Origin of the sequence: Flavisericum labens (genome assembly GCF_045446075.1) — a bacterium.
Taxonomy (GTDB): domain Bacteria; phylum Bacteroidota; class Bacteroidia; order Flavobacteriales; family Flavobacteriaceae; genus Flavisericum; species Flavisericum labens.
Map to the genome: position 1 here is coordinate 56,934 of NZ_JBJJBQ010000008.1, position 15,431 is coordinate 72,364.

At 36.2% G+C, this 15,431-nt stretch carries 16 protein-coding genes; 7 read left to right on the plus strand and 9 right to left on the minus strand.

Annotated elements, in window-relative coordinates; translation table 11 throughout:
- Positions 1–135 precede the first annotated feature (135 nt).
- From ACIEHO_RS12830 to ACIEHO_RS12840, 3 genes are read left to right on the plus strand one after another with little or no spacing between them, the layout of a single operon-like run.
- Positions 136–1,575 (plus strand): SLC13 family permease, encoded by a 1,440-nt coding sequence (locus tag ACIEHO_RS12830; protein WP_406972329.1) that lies wholly within the window; start codon positions 136–138, stop codon positions 1,573–1,575.
- 57 nt (positions 1,576–1,632) lie between these two features.
- A complete protein-coding gene (locus ACIEHO_RS12835; protein WP_406972331.1) occupies positions 1,633–2,079 on the plus strand; it encodes a Na(+)-translocating NADH-quinone reductase subunit F in 447 nt (148 codons plus the stop codon).
- Positions 2,080–2,094: 15 nt separating this feature from the next.
- Positions 2,095–2,457 (plus strand): nuclear transport factor 2 family protein, encoded by a 363-nt coding sequence (locus ACIEHO_RS12840; protein ID WP_406972333.1) that lies wholly within the window; start codon positions 2,095–2,097, stop codon positions 2,455–2,457.
- A gap of 60 nt (positions 2,458–2,517) precedes the next feature.
- On the opposite strand, the gene nqrF is transcribed toward ACIEHO_RS12840, so the two are convergent.
- The 6 genes from nqrF to ACIEHO_RS12870 are packed head-to-tail and all read right to left on the minus strand — an operon-like array spanning position 2,518 to position 8,568.
- Positions 2,518–3,828 carry an NADH:ubiquinone reductase (Na(+)-transporting) subunit F gene (nqrF, locus tag ACIEHO_RS12845; protein ID WP_406972335.1) on the minus strand — a complete coding sequence of 437 codons (1,311 nt, stop codon included), beginning with the start codon at positions 3,826–3,828 and terminating at the stop codon, positions 2,518–2,520.
- Position 3,829: 1 nt separating this feature from the next.
- Positions 3,830–4,549, minus strand: coding sequence for an NADH:ubiquinone reductase (Na(+)-transporting) subunit E (gene nqrE / locus ACIEHO_RS12850; protein ID WP_406972337.1), 720 nt, complete (start codon positions 4,547–4,549; stop codon positions 3,830–3,832).
- A gap of 33 nt (positions 4,550–4,582) precedes the next feature.
- Positions 4,583–5,230: an NADH:ubiquinone reductase (Na(+)-transporting) subunit D gene (locus ACIEHO_RS12855; RefSeq protein ID WP_406972339.1), complete on the minus strand. Its 648-nt coding sequence runs from the start codon at positions 5,228–5,230 to the stop codon at positions 4,583–4,585.
- Between the two features lie 5 nt (positions 5,231–5,235).
- Positions 5,236–5,988: a Na(+)-translocating NADH-quinone reductase subunit C gene (locus ACIEHO_RS12860; RefSeq protein ID WP_406972341.1), complete on the minus strand. Its 753-nt coding sequence runs from the start codon at positions 5,986–5,988 to the stop codon at positions 5,236–5,238.
- 1 nt (position 5,989) lies between these two features.
- A complete protein-coding gene (locus ACIEHO_RS12865; RefSeq protein ID WP_406972343.1) occupies positions 5,990–7,213 on the minus strand; it encodes an NADH:ubiquinone reductase (Na(+)-transporting) subunit B in 1,224 nt (407 codons plus the stop codon).
- On the minus strand, positions 7,213–8,568 hold the full coding sequence (locus ACIEHO_RS12870; protein WP_406972345.1) for a Na(+)-translocating NADH-quinone reductase subunit A: 1,356 nt from the start codon (positions 8,566–8,568) through the stop codon (positions 7,213–7,215). The genes ACIEHO_RS12865 and ACIEHO_RS12870 overlap by 1 nt, the downstream gene beginning before the upstream one ends.
- 170 nt (positions 8,569–8,738) lie before the next feature.
- On the opposite strand from ACIEHO_RS12870, the gene ACIEHO_RS12875 reads away from it, so the two are divergent.
- Positions 8,739–9,989, plus strand: coding sequence for a type IX secretion system plug protein (locus ACIEHO_RS12875; protein WP_406972347.1), 1,251 nt, complete (start codon positions 8,739–8,741; stop codon positions 9,987–9,989).
- 104 nt (positions 9,990–10,093) lie between these two features.
- Complete coding sequence (gene apaG, locus ACIEHO_RS12880; protein WP_406972349.1) at positions 10,094–10,480, plus strand: Co2+/Mg2+ efflux protein ApaG; 387 nt, start codon at positions 10,094–10,096, stop codon at positions 10,478–10,480.
- Here the strand turns inward: apaG and ACIEHO_RS12885 are convergent.
- Positions 10,470–11,468 (minus strand): DUF6695 family protein, encoded by a 999-nt coding sequence (locus tag ACIEHO_RS12885; RefSeq protein ID WP_406972351.1) that lies wholly within the window; start codon positions 11,466–11,468, stop codon positions 10,470–10,472. The genes apaG and ACIEHO_RS12885 overlap by 11 nt on opposite strands.
- Positions 11,461–12,186 (minus strand): NRDE family protein, encoded by a 726-nt coding sequence (locus ACIEHO_RS12890; RefSeq protein ID WP_406972353.1) that lies wholly within the window; start codon positions 12,184–12,186, stop codon positions 11,461–11,463. The genes ACIEHO_RS12885 and ACIEHO_RS12890 overlap by 8 nt, the downstream gene beginning before the upstream one ends.
- Positions 12,187–12,526: 340 nt before the next feature.
- Between ACIEHO_RS12890 and ACIEHO_RS12895 the strand changes: the two genes are divergently transcribed.
- Positions 12,527–13,486, plus strand: a complete 960-nt coding sequence (locus tag ACIEHO_RS12895) for a tetratricopeptide repeat protein (RefSeq protein ID WP_406972355.1) — start codon at positions 12,527–12,529, stop codon at positions 13,484–13,486.
- A 68-nt stretch (positions 13,487–13,554) separates the two neighbouring features.
- Here ACIEHO_RS12895 and rsmG read toward each other — a convergent pair whose 3' ends face one another.
- Positions 13,555–14,184, minus strand: a complete 630-nt coding sequence (rsmG, locus tag ACIEHO_RS12900; RefSeq protein ID WP_406972357.1) for a 16S rRNA (guanine(527)-N(7))-methyltransferase RsmG — start codon at positions 14,182–14,184, stop codon at positions 13,555–13,557.
- A 143-nt stretch (positions 14,185–14,327) separates the two neighbouring features.
- Between rsmG and ACIEHO_RS12905 the strand changes: the two genes are divergently transcribed.
- The gene (locus tag ACIEHO_RS12905) at positions 14,328–15,428 is read left to right on the plus strand and encodes a fatty acid desaturase family protein (RefSeq protein WP_406972359.1); all 1,101 of its coding nucleotides are present in this window, start codon (positions 14,328–14,330) and stop codon (positions 15,426–15,428) included.
- Positions 15,429–15,431: the final 3 nt, after the last annotated feature.

Below are 15,431 nucleotides of genomic sequence, written 5' to 3' on the forward strand. Positions count from 1 at the left end.
TATCTTTCATTTAGCTAAGGATATATGTAAAAAAACTATGCTTAGAACGAACTCACTAATTAGACCTTCAAAAAAGTAATTATTAATTTTTATGTGGTGAATTTCAAATCATAAAAATCCTTTTAAGCATAAGTCATGGCCAAACATCCTGCCTCAAAAACAATTGGACTTTTTCTTGGTCCGCTATTATTTATAATCGTTCAATTTATAACTCCCGAAATTATTTCGCATAAGGCCAATACAGTAATCGCATTGGCACTTTGGATGATTTTTTGGTGGATTACAGAAGCTGTTTCCATATCTGTTACATCGCTACTTCCTCTTTTAATTTTTCCTCTTTTTAAAGTAATGCCGATGGCAGATGTTGGAGCAAATTACGGCAGTCCTATTGTGTTCCTTTTCTTTGGAGGTTTTGTGTTAGCACTTGCTTTAGAAAAAGTAAACCTACATATACGCATTGCTCTTAATATTATAAAATGGACAGGCACATCGCCCAATAAAGTGGTTTTGGGGTTTATGATTGCCACAGGTTTTATGAGTATGTGGATTAGCAATACAGCCAGTACTGTGGTTATGCTGCCCATTGCCATGTCGGTTATTAAGCTATTGATAAACGATGCCAATGGATTTACCAAAAACGATAAGAATTTTGCTAAGAGTGTTATGTTGGGTATTGCTTTTTCTGCAAATGCTGGAGGCATCGCAACTGTTATTGGAACGCCACCAAACTCCGTTTTAATTGGTTTATTGGAAAACGAATATCAAATACAGATATCTTTTTTAAAATGGATGATAATGGGTTTGCCCCTCTCCATTATTTTAATCGCAATTATTTATTTTGTTTTGGTAAAATGGATGTTTCCAAATAGAGATTTGGAATTTAATGCTTCGAAAGACTTCATTGAAATGGAAATAATAAAACTGGGCAAAACTTCTAAAAAGGAAAAACATGTCTTAACCATATTTGGTGTTATTGTGTTTTTGTGGATATTTAGAAGCCTTATCAATTCATTGATTCCCAGTTTGGCCCTTTCAGACACCATGATAAGTATTCTGGGTGCTATTGCCTTATTTGCTGTTCCTTTTAATTTAGCGAAAGGTGATTTTGTTTTGCATTGGAATGATACTCAAAGATTAGCCTGGGGCATTCTAATTTTGTTTGGTGGTGGCTTGGCTTTGGCAAAAGGTATGTCTGCAAGCGGTATAGTTGATGTGGTGGCAAATGTCATTTCAAATAGTAATATCAGCATTTTAGTCATGGCGTCATTACTTATCACCTTAATGCTGTTTATGACCGAACTTATGAGCAATGTGGCTTTAACCGCTGTGTTAGCTCCTGTTGTTGCTGGTATTGCCATTGGGCTAGAAATACCAATTTTGTATTTGCTGATTCCGGTAACCATTGCGAGTAGTTGCGCCTTTATGCTGCCTATGGCCACACCTCCCAATGCTATTGTTTTTGCCAGTGGCTATGTAAAAGTTAATCAAATGGCACGGGTTGGAATTGTGCTCAATTTAATAGCTGTGGTGCTACTTATTTTAATGTTTCAGTTTGTATTACCACTCATATTTTAAACAGCTAGTATTTAGTCTATTGGAGTTTTTTTATTATATTTAGTAGAAAGAAAAGGTATGGAAACCACTAATCGTTTCGAAAACGCCATAAAAAAACTTTACAATGCTTTTTATTCAGGAACTTTAAACCCCGAATGTTGTAAACAATGTGCCGTTGGAAATATTTTGGACAATACGGATAGCTGGAAGCATTTATCTGATAATCATGGTTCCACAAAATTAAATTATGTAGGCAGCGTCCATCAAAATCTCGGAAGGACTTTTAACGGTTACTCCCCATTGGAGTTATTAAAAATTGAAGCTACTTTTTTAAAAGCTTGTGGTTTTGAATTACCCTTTCATCATAAAAACAATAAACCTAAAAACCCAACGGACAATCAAGTTTTATTTGAAGGCTTGTGTGCTGTTGTAAAGTTTTTATGTAAGCTGGATAATATACCCAACGTCTTAGGCTATACAAGTCTATTTGAATATGAAAATAAGCCATTAAACATTCCTATCTAATTTCAAAAGGCAGGTATGGAAAGCAAAATAATTGTAGAACAATGGTTTGAAAAGTGGAACAAAGGAGATTTTCTTAATCTACCCATTTGCGAGTCATTTAAACACACCAGTCCATTTGGAACCATAGTTGGTAAAAAAGCATACATGGATTTGGTAAAACAAAACCAGGATAAGTTTCTAGGCTATACGTTTCAAATTAATGATGCTATTTATGAATTTGATAAGGCTTGTGTGAGGTACAGTGCCAAACAAGGCGAAAACTTAGCTTTAGATGTGAGCGAATGGTACTATTTTAAGGATAATTTAATTGAAAAAATTGTTTCTCATTATCATATAGGCCAAATTCGGGAAGACAGAAGTATTGATAACTACATATAACTAAATACAAAAAAACCAACAGGTCTGTGTTGGTCTTTTTGTATAAAACTCTTTTGATGCTTACCCTCCAAAATCATCAAATCTAATGTTCTCGTCTGGGATACCGAAATCTTCACCCATCTTCTGAACCGCCTTATTCATTAATGGAGGTCCGCAGAAGTACAATTCGATATCTTCAGGCGTATCATGTTTGCTTAAATAATTGTCGATAACACAGTTATGAATGAAGCCTACAAAACCATCACCTTCTTCATCGTGAACATCCTTTTTCACTTTCCAGTTATCTTCTGGTAAAGGTTCTGATAATGCTAAGTAAAATTTAAAGTTAGGGAACTTACGCTCTAACTGATAGAAATGTTCCAAATAGAACAACTCACGCTTAGAACGTCCACCGTACCAATAAGTCACTGTTCTACCCGTTTCTAAGGTTTTAAATAAGTGGTATAAGTGAGAACGCATTGGCGCCATACCGGCACCACCTCCAACATAAAGCATTTCGGAATCACTCTCGTTAATAAAGAACTCTCCATAAGGCCCTGAAATGGTTACCTTATCCCCTTGTTTTCTTGAGAAAATATAAGATGAAGCTATACCTGGATTTACATCCATCCAGCCATTTTTACTACGATCCCATGGCGGCGTTGCAATACGTACATTCAACATAATATCACGACCTTCTGCTGGGTAAGAAGCCATGGAATATGCTCTTTCAACAACCTCATCATTTTTCATTACTAAAGGCCAAAGCCCAAACTTATCCCATTCTTCCTGAAATTTATCTGGTCTTTCGTGCTCTTCTGGATGCGCTGTAATATCTATGTCGGCATACTTTATTTCGCATTGTGGAATTTCAATTTGAATATACCCACCTGCTTTGTAATTCATATCTTCTGGAATACGTACTACAAATTCTTTAATAAACGATGCAACGTTGTAGTTACGAACTACCTCGGCTTCCCATTTTTTAATACCGAAAACTTCTTCAGGAATGGTAATTTCCATGTCCTGTTTCACTTTTACTTGACAAGCCAAACGTGCACCATGTTGTAACTCCTTTCGCGTGAAGTGAGGAGTCTCCGTTGGAAGCGCTTCTCCTCCACCTTCTAATACGTGACATTCACACTGAATACACGTACCACCTCCACCACAAGCCGATGGCAAAAAGATTTTTTGGTTTCCTAAAGTTGATAAAAGAGAGCCTCCCGAGCCTACTTCTATTTCTTTTTCTCCATTAATTTTTATAGTAACTGGACCAGATGGCGATAGTTTTTGCTTTACGAATAATAACAAACCCACCAATAGTAGGGTTACTACTAAAAAGGCCGCTACGGTTGCTAAAATTGTTCCTAATGTACCTGCTGCTAATATCATATTACTCGTTTATTGTAGTCGTGTTTTCAGCTAATTTGTTGTCTTCCTGTTCTTTTACTTGCTCCACTTTTGCCGCTTCGGCTGATTCTTTGCCCTCATCGTCACCGCCAGTTAGCATACCACCAAAACTCATAAAACCAATCGCCATTAAACCTGTAATGATAAACGTAATTCCTAAACCTCTCAACGGTGCAGGAACATTTGAATAACGGATTTTTTCACGAATGGCAGCAATAGCTAAAATAGCCAAGAACCAACCAATACCAGAAGAAACACCGTAGTTGAATGCCAATCCTATAGTTTGAATTTCTCTTGACTGCATGAATAATGAACCACCAAGAATCGCACAGTTTACGGCAATAAGTGGCAAGAATATACCTAAAGAGTTATATAATGACGGAGAAAACTTCTCTACCACAATTTCTACCAATTGCACCATGGTTGCAATAGTTGCAATAAACATAATAAACGACAGGAAACTTAAGTCGTAATCGACATACTCTGCACCCAACCATTTTAAAGCTCCTGGCTGCAAAATATATTGATCTAACAACCAGTTTATAGGTACGGTAACAGCCAATACAAATATTACGGCTGCACCTAGACCCACTGCGGTACTTACTTTTTTAGATACCGCTAGGTAAGAACACATTCCTAAGAATGTGGCAAATACCATATTATCTATGAATATTGATTTGAAAAATAATTCTATATGTTCCATATATCTTAATTATGAATTCAGAATTCTGAATTATTAATGATCTTCTATTAGTGCTTCATTTTTACTACGCTGTACCCAAATAATGATTCCAACTACAATCAATGCCATTGGAGACAACAACATAAATCCGTTGTTTTCATACCCTATAGCATATACTCCCGTTTTCTCGATAGGGTCTCCCAACACTTTAAATCCTAACAACGTACCTGACCCCAAAAGCTCTCTAAAGAAACCGACGATGATAAGAATAACACCATACCCTAATGAGTTTCCTATTCCATCTAAAAACGATTTCCAAGGGCCATTACCTAAGGCAAATGCTTCAAAACGCCCCATGATAATACAGTTAGTAATAATTAACCCAACGAAAACCGAAAGTGTTTTACTCAGTTCGTAAGCAAATGCTTTTAAAACCTGATCAACAATAATTACAAGTGCTGCAACCACTGTAAGTTGAACGATAATTCTAATTTTTGATGGTATGATGTTACGCATTAAAGAAATAACAACGTTACCAACGCCCAATACGAACATTACCGAAATAGCCATTACAATAGAAGCTTTCAACTCTGCTGTAATTGCCAAAGCAGAACAAATACCTAGTACCTGAATAGTAATTGGGTTGTTATCCGCTAAAGGATCGGTTATTAATTTGGCATCTTTTTTTGATAAAAGTCCCATACGTTTTAGTTGTTTTTAAGATTATCGAAATAAGGCTTATAAAGCTTAAGATCGCTTTTTATCATTGCTGTAACGCCATTTCCAGTAATGGTTGCTCCTGCAATAGCATCTACCTCATTATCGGTTTTGTTTTCATTTTTTGGATCGGCATTCCCTTTGGCTACATCAACGCCTTTAAAATTTCCATTTTCTCCTAAAAGGTGCTCTCCGATAAAGTCGTCCATAAAGAAACGCTCTTTAATATTGGCTCCCAAACCAGGAGTTTCACCTTTGTGATCAAAATAAGCACCTTGAATCACCATATTTTCGTCCAATGACACATAACCCCAAATGGCATCCCAAAGGCCTTTTCCGTAAATAGGTGCTACATAATAAGTTTGACCATCCTTTTCTCCAACAAATAGAGGAAGTTTTCTATCCGCAGGATTATCCTTTCCTATGGCCTTTTGTTTTTTGATATCAATAAGATATGCCTCATCGTCTTCAGACACTTCACCACCTTGAATTACCAATTGCTTAGCGATATATTTTTTGAATAATTCTGGTGCTACATCGGTTGACACAAAATTAGCACTGCTCTCATCGTTTTCATTTACACCCATAGCATAAAGGATGTTTTGTTGCTTTTCCAACTCTACATTTTTTGTAATAGTAGGTTTTAGAGATGCCGCGGTAAAGGCTAATAAAGCCCCGACAACGACTACCATTCCAATGGCAAACAATATGGTGTATATATTACTATCAGTTTTATTGCTCATTTTAAGCGGTTTTTGCTTTTAAACGTTTCATTCTTTTCTTCACATTACCTTGAACCACGTAATGGTCAATAGTTGGTGCAAATACATTCATCAATAAGATGGCCAACATAACACCTTCTGGGTATGCTGGATTGAATACACGGATTAAGATGGAAATAAATCCAATTAAAAATCCATAAATCCATTTTCCTTTGTTGGTTTGCGAGGCGGTAACAGGATCGGTTGCCATAAAAACGGTACCAAAGGCAAAACCACCAATCAATAAATGGTGCCAAAATTCGGTACTCATCAATCCGTAAAACTTACTGCTTTCTGTAATCCAACCTGAATCAACAACACTGTTGAAAATCAAGCCCATTACCAAAGCCCCAATTACAGATGACAACATAATTCTCCAGCTTCCTATTTTGGTAAAAATCAGGAACAATCCTCCCAACAAAATTAACAGGGCTGAGGTTTCTCCAACAGACCCCGGTATAATTCCAAAGAACATATCCGCAACGGAATAACCTGCCTCATTACCTTGCGCCAAACTACCTAATACGGTTTCTCCCGAAATAACATCTACATTTGCACCTCCAGCAATTTCCTCAGCACGCTCAACAGCACCATGAACCCAAACTTTATCTCCAGACATCCATGTTGGATATGCAAAAAACAAGAACGCTCTAATGGTTAGTGCAGGATTAAGAATATTCATTCCTGTTCCTCCAAAAACTTCCTTACCAATTACAACACCAAAGGCTACAGCTACAGCCAACATCCAAAGTGGTAGGTCTACTGGAACGATAAGCGGCACAAGCATACCGGTTACCAAATAACCTTCTTCTACTTCGTGTCCTTTTATAACAGCGAATAAAAATTCAATAGCCAAACCAACACCGTAAGAGACAATAACAAGTGGTAATACTTTCCAAAGCCCTACTACCAAGTTATCCCAAGTCCAAAACGATGCACCGAAAAACCCATTAGCCGATTGAATATCTCCTAATGCTAAATGATGTTGATAACCTGCATTGAACATCCCAAAAATCAAACACGGAACCAACGCCATGATTACTGTATTCATGGTACGTTTTAAGTCGTCTGCTGCTTTTATATGCGTTCCACCGTGGGTAGTGTCATCTGGCAGAAATAAGAACGTATGCAATGCATTGAAAGCAGGAGCCATTTTTTTGTTCCTGAACTTTCTTTTTAAAATATGTAATCTCTTTTTCAGTTTCATTATCCTATCTCTTTAAGCATTAAATCTAGGCCTTCTCTTATTATTTTTTGATGTGGCTGTTTTGACACACACACAAATTCTGTTAATGCAAAATCTTCTGGAGCTACCTCGTACATACCAAGCGCTTCCATTTCATCTAAATCCTTGTACATACAAGCTTTTAGAGTTTGCATTGGGTATATATCCAAAGGAAAAACCTCTTCGTAGTTTCCGGTTACTACAAATGCTCTGTGCTCACCATTCGTATTGGTATCTAACTCATACTTTTTATTTGGGTTTAACCACGAAAATGTGAAAGCCCTAGTCGTAGAAATTTTATCAAATATTGGCTTGTTCCAACCAAATAATTCATAATCATCACCTTCAGGAATTACCGAAATCACATTGCTGTAGTAGTCTAGACTACCATCATCTCTAATTTCTTTTCCAGACAAAACATTACCCGAAATAATACGGTCGTTTCCTCTTTGTTCAATTCCGTTATCAAAAACAAAGGTAGAAACTTTACTTCCTATTAGAGTTTTAAAATATCTTGGTTTTTTAACTGAAGACCCCGCCAAAGCAACAATACGTTCGGCATTAAACTTACCAGTCAACAACAATTCACCAATAATCACCAAATCCTGAGGGTTAACCGTCCAAACCGTTTCGCCTTTGTTTACAGGATCAATTTTGTTAATTTGCGTACCAACATTTCCTGATGGATGCGGTCCTGAAACCTTATGTAAGGTTACACCAGACAAACCTGAAAGTGGAGAATTTGAATTTTTACCCACCGAAACATGAACTTTACCTTCGGTCAATTTCCCTAAAGCATTAATTGCAGCTTGCAATTCGGCTTCTTTTCCTTGAAGGACAAAATCTAAATCGGCCGCTAAGGGTGCACTTGCGTAACCAGAAATAAAAATGGCCTTAGGCGCTTTAGCTGGGTTAGCAATTACATCATAAGGACGTTGCTTTATAAATGGCCAACAACCTGATTTTAACAAATGTGTTTTAACATCTTCTGACTTTGCAGATTCCAAATTGAACTTACCAAAGTCCTCAAAAGTTTGCGATTTATCCGCTTCAATCCTGATAGCGTCAATACGTCTTTTTGGCCCTCTAACAATTTCAACTACCTTTCCTGAAACTGGAGAAACAAATTTCACAACTTCATTACTTTTGTTGTAAAACAAAACGCCCCCAGCTTTAACTGAGGTGCCTTCTCTTGCAACAAGTTTTGGTGTAACGCTATGAAAATCTTCTGGTCTTACGGTGCAGTAGTTACTGATAGTCGCTTGTTCAACGGTTTTTTCAGCTTCACCTTTAAGTTTAATGTCCAGACCTTTTTTAATACGAATGTCGTTTGACATATTTATTTTTATTGAATTTAATTGTCTAAAAATCGGTGCAAAAATACGAATTTCTTTAGTAAAAAAACGTATTGTTTTATAGACTTTGTTATTTGTACCAATTCTAAATAAACAAATACACATAAGGCACAGATTTTGTATATATTTACAGATTATAGACCATATTTAACATGAAACAACACCTTATTTTCAGCATTTTCACGTTTATTTTTTCACTTTGTGGATTCGCTCAAATTGAAGAAACCCCTCCGCCAGATTATATAAAAACCATAAATTTTAAAGGGGATACACCAGAAACACAATTACCCATATTAAGGCTAGGTGAATATTTAGTTTTGGAGTTTGATGCGCTGAACGGCAATGAAGATGATTTTTATTATAAAATTGAACATTTTAATTTTGATTGGACACCATCTGTTTTAGTGCGCTCGGAATTTATGGATGGATTCGACAACCAACGCATTCGAAACTACGAAAACTCGTATAACACCTATCAAATCTATTCACACTATAAATTAACAATTCCCAATAATCAGACCAGGGGTTTAAAGGTGTCAGGGAACTATTTGCTTTCTATTTACAACAACAACCAGGAATTGGTTTTCTCTAGAAAATTCATGATTTACGAGAACAAGGCCAATGTTGGTGTAAGCATAAAACGCTCTCGAGACATACAGTTTATCGAAGAAAAACAACGTGTAGACATTGTCATTACACCAAACAATATGAGGCTTAATAACCCAAAACAAACGGTAAAAGCGGTTATTGTACAGAATAACAATTTACATAACGTTATTTCTAACCTAAAACCACAGTACACAATTGGCAATCAACTGATTTATAAATACGATACCGAAACGAGTTTTTGGGGAGGTAATGAGTATTTTTTCTTTGAAAACAAAGATGTAAGAGCCGCCAACACAGGCATTCAATTTATTGATTTAAAAAACCTCTACCACAACTATCTTTACACCAACATTGTTAGAGCCAACAGACCTTATACATACAATCCTGACATTAACGGAAACTATGTTATTCTTAATATTGATGCCGACAACCCCAGTATTGAAGCCGATTACGTTTGGGTTCATTTTTCCTTGGTGGCCCGTGAAAATTTGAAAGACAAAAACATTCATGTTTATGGCAACTTTAATAATTATGTTATCGATGAATCTACAAGATTGGAATACGACGAAGCCAATAACATATTTAAAAAGCCCATTTTGTTAAAACAAGGATTTTACAACTACAAATACGTGGTGGTCAAAAACGATGGCAGTATTGACGAAGGAAGTATTAGCGGCAACTATTACCAAACCGAAAACAACTACAAAGTACTTGTTTATTATAGGGACCTAGGTGCACGATATGACCAAATTATAGGTTTAGGCGAAGGCAACTCGGTTAATATCTCGAATTAAAGCGCATTTCAACTGATTTTTTAACGATAGACGTTAAAATTTAAATAAGTCCACTAATTTTGATTATTTTAGCAGCCAAAACGCTTTGTATATCAATAGTTAACATGGTTCAACAAGTAACAAAAGGCATAAAAATTTCGGTAGAAACCAACTACGAAGGCTCATTTTATAAAAACTATAAAATACAGTACGCCTTTGGCTATACCATAACCATTGAAAACCAGAGCAAAGATTCGGTGCAACTCAACGCACGGCACTGGGAAATCATGGATGCCCTTAACAATATTGAAACTGTTTCTGGAGAAGGTGTTATTGGCAAAAAACCTGTATTAAAACCTGGCGAATCGCACACCTACACTTCAGGTTGCTTGCTTACCTCGCCATTTGGAGCTATGCAAGGCCACTATAACATGGTAAACTTCACCACCACTAAAAAGTTTTTGGTAACTATTCCAACCTTTAAGCTGAGCGCCCCGTTTGCTATAAATTAGGTTTTCGCTCAAAACGATACACGCGTTCATTTTGTTTTACATGAAAGAATTTACAATTAGAGTAATGTACAAACTCAAATGTTGAATGGTAATCAAAACTATCTTCTTCAACTAAAAACCTATCGTACACATCAATATTTCCGTAGGGTGAAATCCTTTTAAAACTAAATTCTGTATTATGCCCGTGATGATGCAACTCGAACCAAGCACCAGCAGCAATACCGGGCAGCCATTGCGCCTTTTCATGCAACCCATCAACACGTTTTGGTTTTAAAGTTCCAACAAAATTAGGCTCATGGTCTTTAAGCCGGTCTAAAAAACATCTGATATTTTCAGTTCTTTGCGTCCCCTTAAATTTTAAAATTTCACCTTTTTCAGAAACTTCATAAATAAAATTTTCGGTATCAGCCAACACCACATTCCCTACAGTACTCGGAGTGAACCATTTAGACTTTTCAAGCTTACTTTTAACACCCGTATCAGTTACTGAAGCAATCAAACTATCAGTAACAAAGCGAGCACAGTTGCAAGCATTTTTTATAAAGGCCGCATAACGTATAAAATGCTTATTTTGCATTTGTGTGATATGCCTTCGGGCCTTTTTATAATCAATAACGGTGCAAACAGAAGCTACCAATTTGCCTTCGCCATGAGTTAGTTTAGGATGGGTGGCCAAAAACTCTAAAATTTCTTTTAGGTTGGTAACTTTTCCGTTTTCAATTTTTGCCCTCAGCGGAAAATCCAATTCATTATCTGTATCCTTACCTCGAACCCGTCCTGTAGGCTCCGGTGTTATATATCGTCCAAAATCGTGATACTCTAAAACACCTGTTTCTTTATTTATCAAAACCAAGGCCGCATGGCCAGCGCGCAAATAGTTCCTTTTGCCAACACCCATAAAGCGTAAAAACGGAGAAAACCATTCTTTCGAAACCATCACAATGGTATCTGGGTAGGCCAATGTTAAAATAATTCCGGTGTTACTCATTAATAGGTTGCGGTAAGTTAAATGATTTTGAAGAGGTTTCGTTTGTTTGGAGACTTTTGAAACGCATATCAATCGCCTCGTTTTGTTTTTCAACTTGTGTAATGCTCGTGGTTTTTACAAATCCGCGATCCATAATGACACCGTATTCGGAGTTTCCATCACCCCCTGTTTTATGAAATTTTTTCAGCGATTCAGCACTTAGTTTATGGTTCTTTTTAAAATCTTCAAACCACTGCAACCGTTCGGCCTTCATTTCCTGAGAATACAAAGTTGAAGATGACCAAATTTTAGGTTCTAAGGGTAAATCGGCAATATGCTTTTTACGTCCATCCCAAACCCATTCTAAAAACTTCAATTCTGAGTTCCAATCGGCTATCACCATAGTAAAAGGTTCAATTCCCGTTAAATCATAATTTTCAATGGCCTCAATAACATTTTGAGCTACCATCATATCTTTGGCTATTACACCTCGGCTCTTCCTATAACCGGTTTTTCTTTGATGAAACTCAAAACCGCCATTTAGCACACAAACAACACGGTTTTTTTCGCTGACACCAATCCATGTTCCTCCGGCAAGCTTATCTTTTGGAAACAGCAATTTAGTATTCTGAAACGTATAAAAATCAGGTTTGAGCGATACCCTGTCGGGTGCTTCATCCCTATTTGTTGTTAAAACAAAGTCTTTATTTCCTTTGGGCATCAATGTAACGGTACACATAAAATCTGTAGTCTTTAAACAACGAAGCAACTTACAAAAAATTTATAAACTAATGCCACACTAGTTTTTGGGCGTTCTATAAATTACGATAGCAAATCTTCTCTTTGAGGTTAACTTTTTTAAAATGCTTTTTTGATATTAGTCCTTATTTGACTTTGCAAAAAATTTCACCTAACTTCGTTAACATTAGATATAATTCATTAAAACGATTTCATATCATGTCACTAAACGAACACGACTAAAAACATTCCCATATTTTAACTCTTCTTATTTTAAGTAACAAAAAAACACTAAATTTATTTCCGCTATAAAACGGCATGTTATTTGTTGCCCATTTGTTATGAAAAAAACCATACTTCTACTACTTATTCTGTTTCCGTTTATCAGTATAGCCCAAGCCAACAAAATCCTTAGGCAGGCGTCACGTTCTTCTGATTTAAACGAAAAAATAAAATTATACACCCAAGTTATAGAGTTGGAACCTAAAAATTTGGATGCTTATTTTTACCGGGCACTTGCCAAAAACGATTTGGGAGACTATGGAGGCGCCATTGTAGATTATTCAAAAATAATTGTAGAACAACCCGACGCCGACACCTATTACAATCGTGGTAATGCAAGGTTCAGTAGTAGAGATTTCGCTGGTGCTAAAGAGGATTATGCCAAAGCCTATATGCTAGACGACAAGTTTATTGATGCGCTTTACAGCCTAGCTTGTGTAAAATATGAACTGGGTGAATACGAAGCAGCCATAAAAGATTTCGACAAGGTTATAAAAGAGGCGCCTGGACACCCAGATACTTACATATTAAGAGCTTCTGCCCACCGTGCCCTAGAAAATTATGAAAGGGCCGCCAAAGATTATACCACTGCCATTTTAATCGAACCTTCTGCCGACGCTTATTATAACAGAGGTGCGTTTTTTATGGACATAAAATATTATCAAAAGGCCAATGATGACTTGAGCAGAGCCATACGATTGAACAAAAACCATGCATTCGCCTATTTTTACCGTGGAGCTTCAAATTTAGTTTTAGGCAAATTTTTAAACGCCGTCGAAGATTTCAACAAAGCCATTGAATTCGATTCTACCGATTTTGATGCTTATTTAGGGTTATCCATATCGTATTACAAACTCAAGGATATTGACAGAGCAAAAGAACATTTCAATAAAGCCAACAGTATTCTTTCAATAAGCCCTGATGTAAACCACATTGATGCTTATAGTAATACTTATTGGCACCAAAACCAGTATTATTATTTTAACAATAACATTGGCAAAATTGCTAAATTAGAATAGTTATTTTATTTGAAATCTTAACATATTCATACGTTGCTCCCGATTTGCAACTGTGAACAACGAAAAAATCAACCTTTATACTTTAACGGCAAGTGAACCACTTTTTTGGTTTCGAAAAATCCTTCAGAATAAAAATCAGTTAAATTATAAATTTTTGTTGTTCTGTAATCTTGAAGTTCTTCGGCTAAATCGCCACCTTTTAAATATAAAATACCGTTTTTAAGTTCGTGCTTTTGTTCTTTCGCTATTTTTCCTTTTACCCATCTTACAAACGTGGGCATAGCAGCCACGGCACGGCTTACAATAAAATCGTATTGACCATCAATTTCTTCAACCCGGCTATGTGTGGTTTTCACATTGGTAAGGCCCAAGCCTTCAACAACCTCGTCAACCACCTTTAGTTTTTTGGCAATACTATCAACCAAATGAAATTGACATTCTGGAAACAAAATAGCCAACGGAATGCCAGGAAATCCTCCGCCAGTACCTACATCCAAAACTTTTGAACCCGATTTAAAACTCAAAACCTTAGCAATACCCAAAGAATGTAATACATGGCGTAAATAAAGTTCGTCAATATCCTTGCGAGACACAACGTTTATTTTCAGATTCCAGTCTTGATAAAGTGATTCTAACATTTTAAATTTTTCAATCTGGTCTTCCGAAAGGTTAGGGAAATACTTTAAAATAAGGTCCATTACTGTTAAATTTTCAACAAAAATATGCTTTTTAAATACATATTTTTACAAAAAATCGTTACAACTTAACTTTGTTTATACCTATCTTTGCCCCTGGGTATGATCAATCGAAATTTTTAAATTAATCATATTAAAATACCAACATGACTAAACAAGCACTTTCGTTTTCAAGAACTGACTCTGCTAAATTTTTTAGAACATTAAATAAACGGGTTAACGATTACTTTAAGGAAAATAAAGTAAAACGCACCGGCAACTGGAAAATATGGGTAAAAACCATAGTAATGTTCTCTTTATTTTTAACACCTTATTTTTTATTATTAACCTTAGATATGCCAGGTTGGGCGCAGCTATTACTAACTATTGTTATGGGTGTGGGCATGGCCGGTGTAGGCATGAATGTAATGCATGATGGCAACCATGGTTCTTTTTCAAATAAAGCTTGGGTGAACCGTTTAATGGGGAGCAGTATTTATATTCTCGCAGGAAATGTTTACAACTGGAAAGTACAACATAACGTACTCCACCATACTTATACAAACGTACACGGACACGACGAAGATTTAGACGCTGGGAGGATTTTAAGATTCACCAAACATTCTGAGTGGAAATGGTACCATAAATTTCAGCATTACTATTCGGTTTTACTATACGGATTGCTAACTATCAATTGGGCGATTACTACCGATTGGCAGCAAATGCGTCGCTACATGAAGCGAAAATTATCTTACGGTAAATTTCCAAACCCCACTTGGAACTGGAGTAAATTGGTAATTTCTAAAGTTATATATATAGCTATTTGGATTGTTGTTCCTATGCTATTTTTAGATATCGCTTGGTGGAAAATTTTAATCGGATTTTTTGTGATGCACTACACCGCTGGCTTAATTTTAAGTGTGGTTTTTCAATTGGCTCACGTTATGGATGAAGCCGAAATGCCATTACCAGAAAAAGACGGTACATTAAAAAATACATGGGCTATTCACCAACTTAAAACTACGATTAACTTTAGTACCAAAAACAAAATTGTTAACTGGTTTACTGGCGGATTGAACCATCAGGTTGAACATCATATTTTTCCGCACATCAGTCATGTGCATTACACTAAGATTTCAAAAATAGTTAGAGAAACAGCTAAAGAATTTAACTTACCATATAACGAATATAAAACAACCCGCAGCGCTATTATTTCTCATTTTAGATATCTGAAAGAGATGGGAAGAAAACCAGCATTGCAAGTCTAATCA

Excerpts from the sequence above, each read along its gene's own strand:
- ACIEHO_RS12830 (WP_406972329.1), top strand. The coding sequence starts at position 136 with ATGGCCAAACATCCTGCCTCAAAAACAATTGGACTTTTTCTTGGTCCG.
- ACIEHO_RS12835 (WP_406972331.1), top strand. The coding sequence starts at position 1,633 with ATGGAAACCACTAATCGTTTCGAAAACGCCATAAAAAAACTTTACAAT.
- ACIEHO_RS12840 (WP_406972333.1), top strand. The coding sequence starts at position 2,095 with ATGGAAAGCAAAATAATTGTAGAACAATGGTTTGAAAAGTGGAACAAA.
- nqrF (WP_406972335.1), bottom strand. The coding sequence starts at position 3,828 with ATGATATTAGCAGCAGGTACATTAGGAACAATTTTAGCAACCGTAGCG.
- nqrE (WP_406972337.1), bottom strand. The coding sequence starts at position 4,549 with ATGGAACATATAGAATTATTTTTCAAATCAATATTCATAGATAATATG.
- ACIEHO_RS12855 (WP_406972339.1), bottom strand. The coding sequence starts at position 5,230 with ATGGGACTTTTATCAAAAAAAGATGCCAAATTAATAACCGATCCTTTA.
- ACIEHO_RS12860 (WP_406972341.1), bottom strand. The coding sequence starts at position 5,988 with ATGAGCAATAAAACTGATAGTAATATATACACCATATTGTTTGCCATT.
- ACIEHO_RS12865 (WP_406972343.1), bottom strand. The coding sequence starts at position 7,213 with ATGAAACTGAAAAAGAGATTACATATTTTAAAAAGAAAGTTCAGGAAC.
- ACIEHO_RS12870 (WP_406972345.1), bottom strand. The coding sequence starts at position 8,568 with ATGTCAAACGACATTCGTATTAAAAAAGGTCTGGACATTAAACTTAAA.
- ACIEHO_RS12875 (WP_406972347.1), top strand. The coding sequence starts at position 8,739 with ATGAAACAACACCTTATTTTCAGCATTTTCACGTTTATTTTTTCACTT.
- apaG (WP_406972349.1), top strand. The coding sequence starts at position 10,094 with ATGGTTCAACAAGTAACAAAAGGCATAAAAATTTCGGTAGAAACCAAC.
- ACIEHO_RS12885 (WP_406972351.1), bottom strand. The coding sequence starts at position 11,468 with ATGAGTAACACCGGAATTATTTTAACATTGGCCTACCCAGATACCATT.
- ACIEHO_RS12890 (WP_406972353.1), bottom strand. The coding sequence starts at position 12,186 with ATGTGTACCGTTACATTGATGCCCAAAGGAAATAAAGACTTTGTTTTA.
- ACIEHO_RS12895 (WP_406972355.1), top strand. The coding sequence starts at position 12,527 with ATGAAAAAAACCATACTTCTACTACTTATTCTGTTTCCGTTTATCAGT.
- rsmG (WP_406972357.1), bottom strand. The coding sequence starts at position 14,184 with ATGGACCTTATTTTAAAGTATTTCCCTAACCTTTCGGAAGACCAGATT.
- ACIEHO_RS12905 (WP_406972359.1), top strand. The coding sequence starts at position 14,328 with ATGACTAAACAAGCACTTTCGTTTTCAAGAACTGACTCTGCTAAATTT.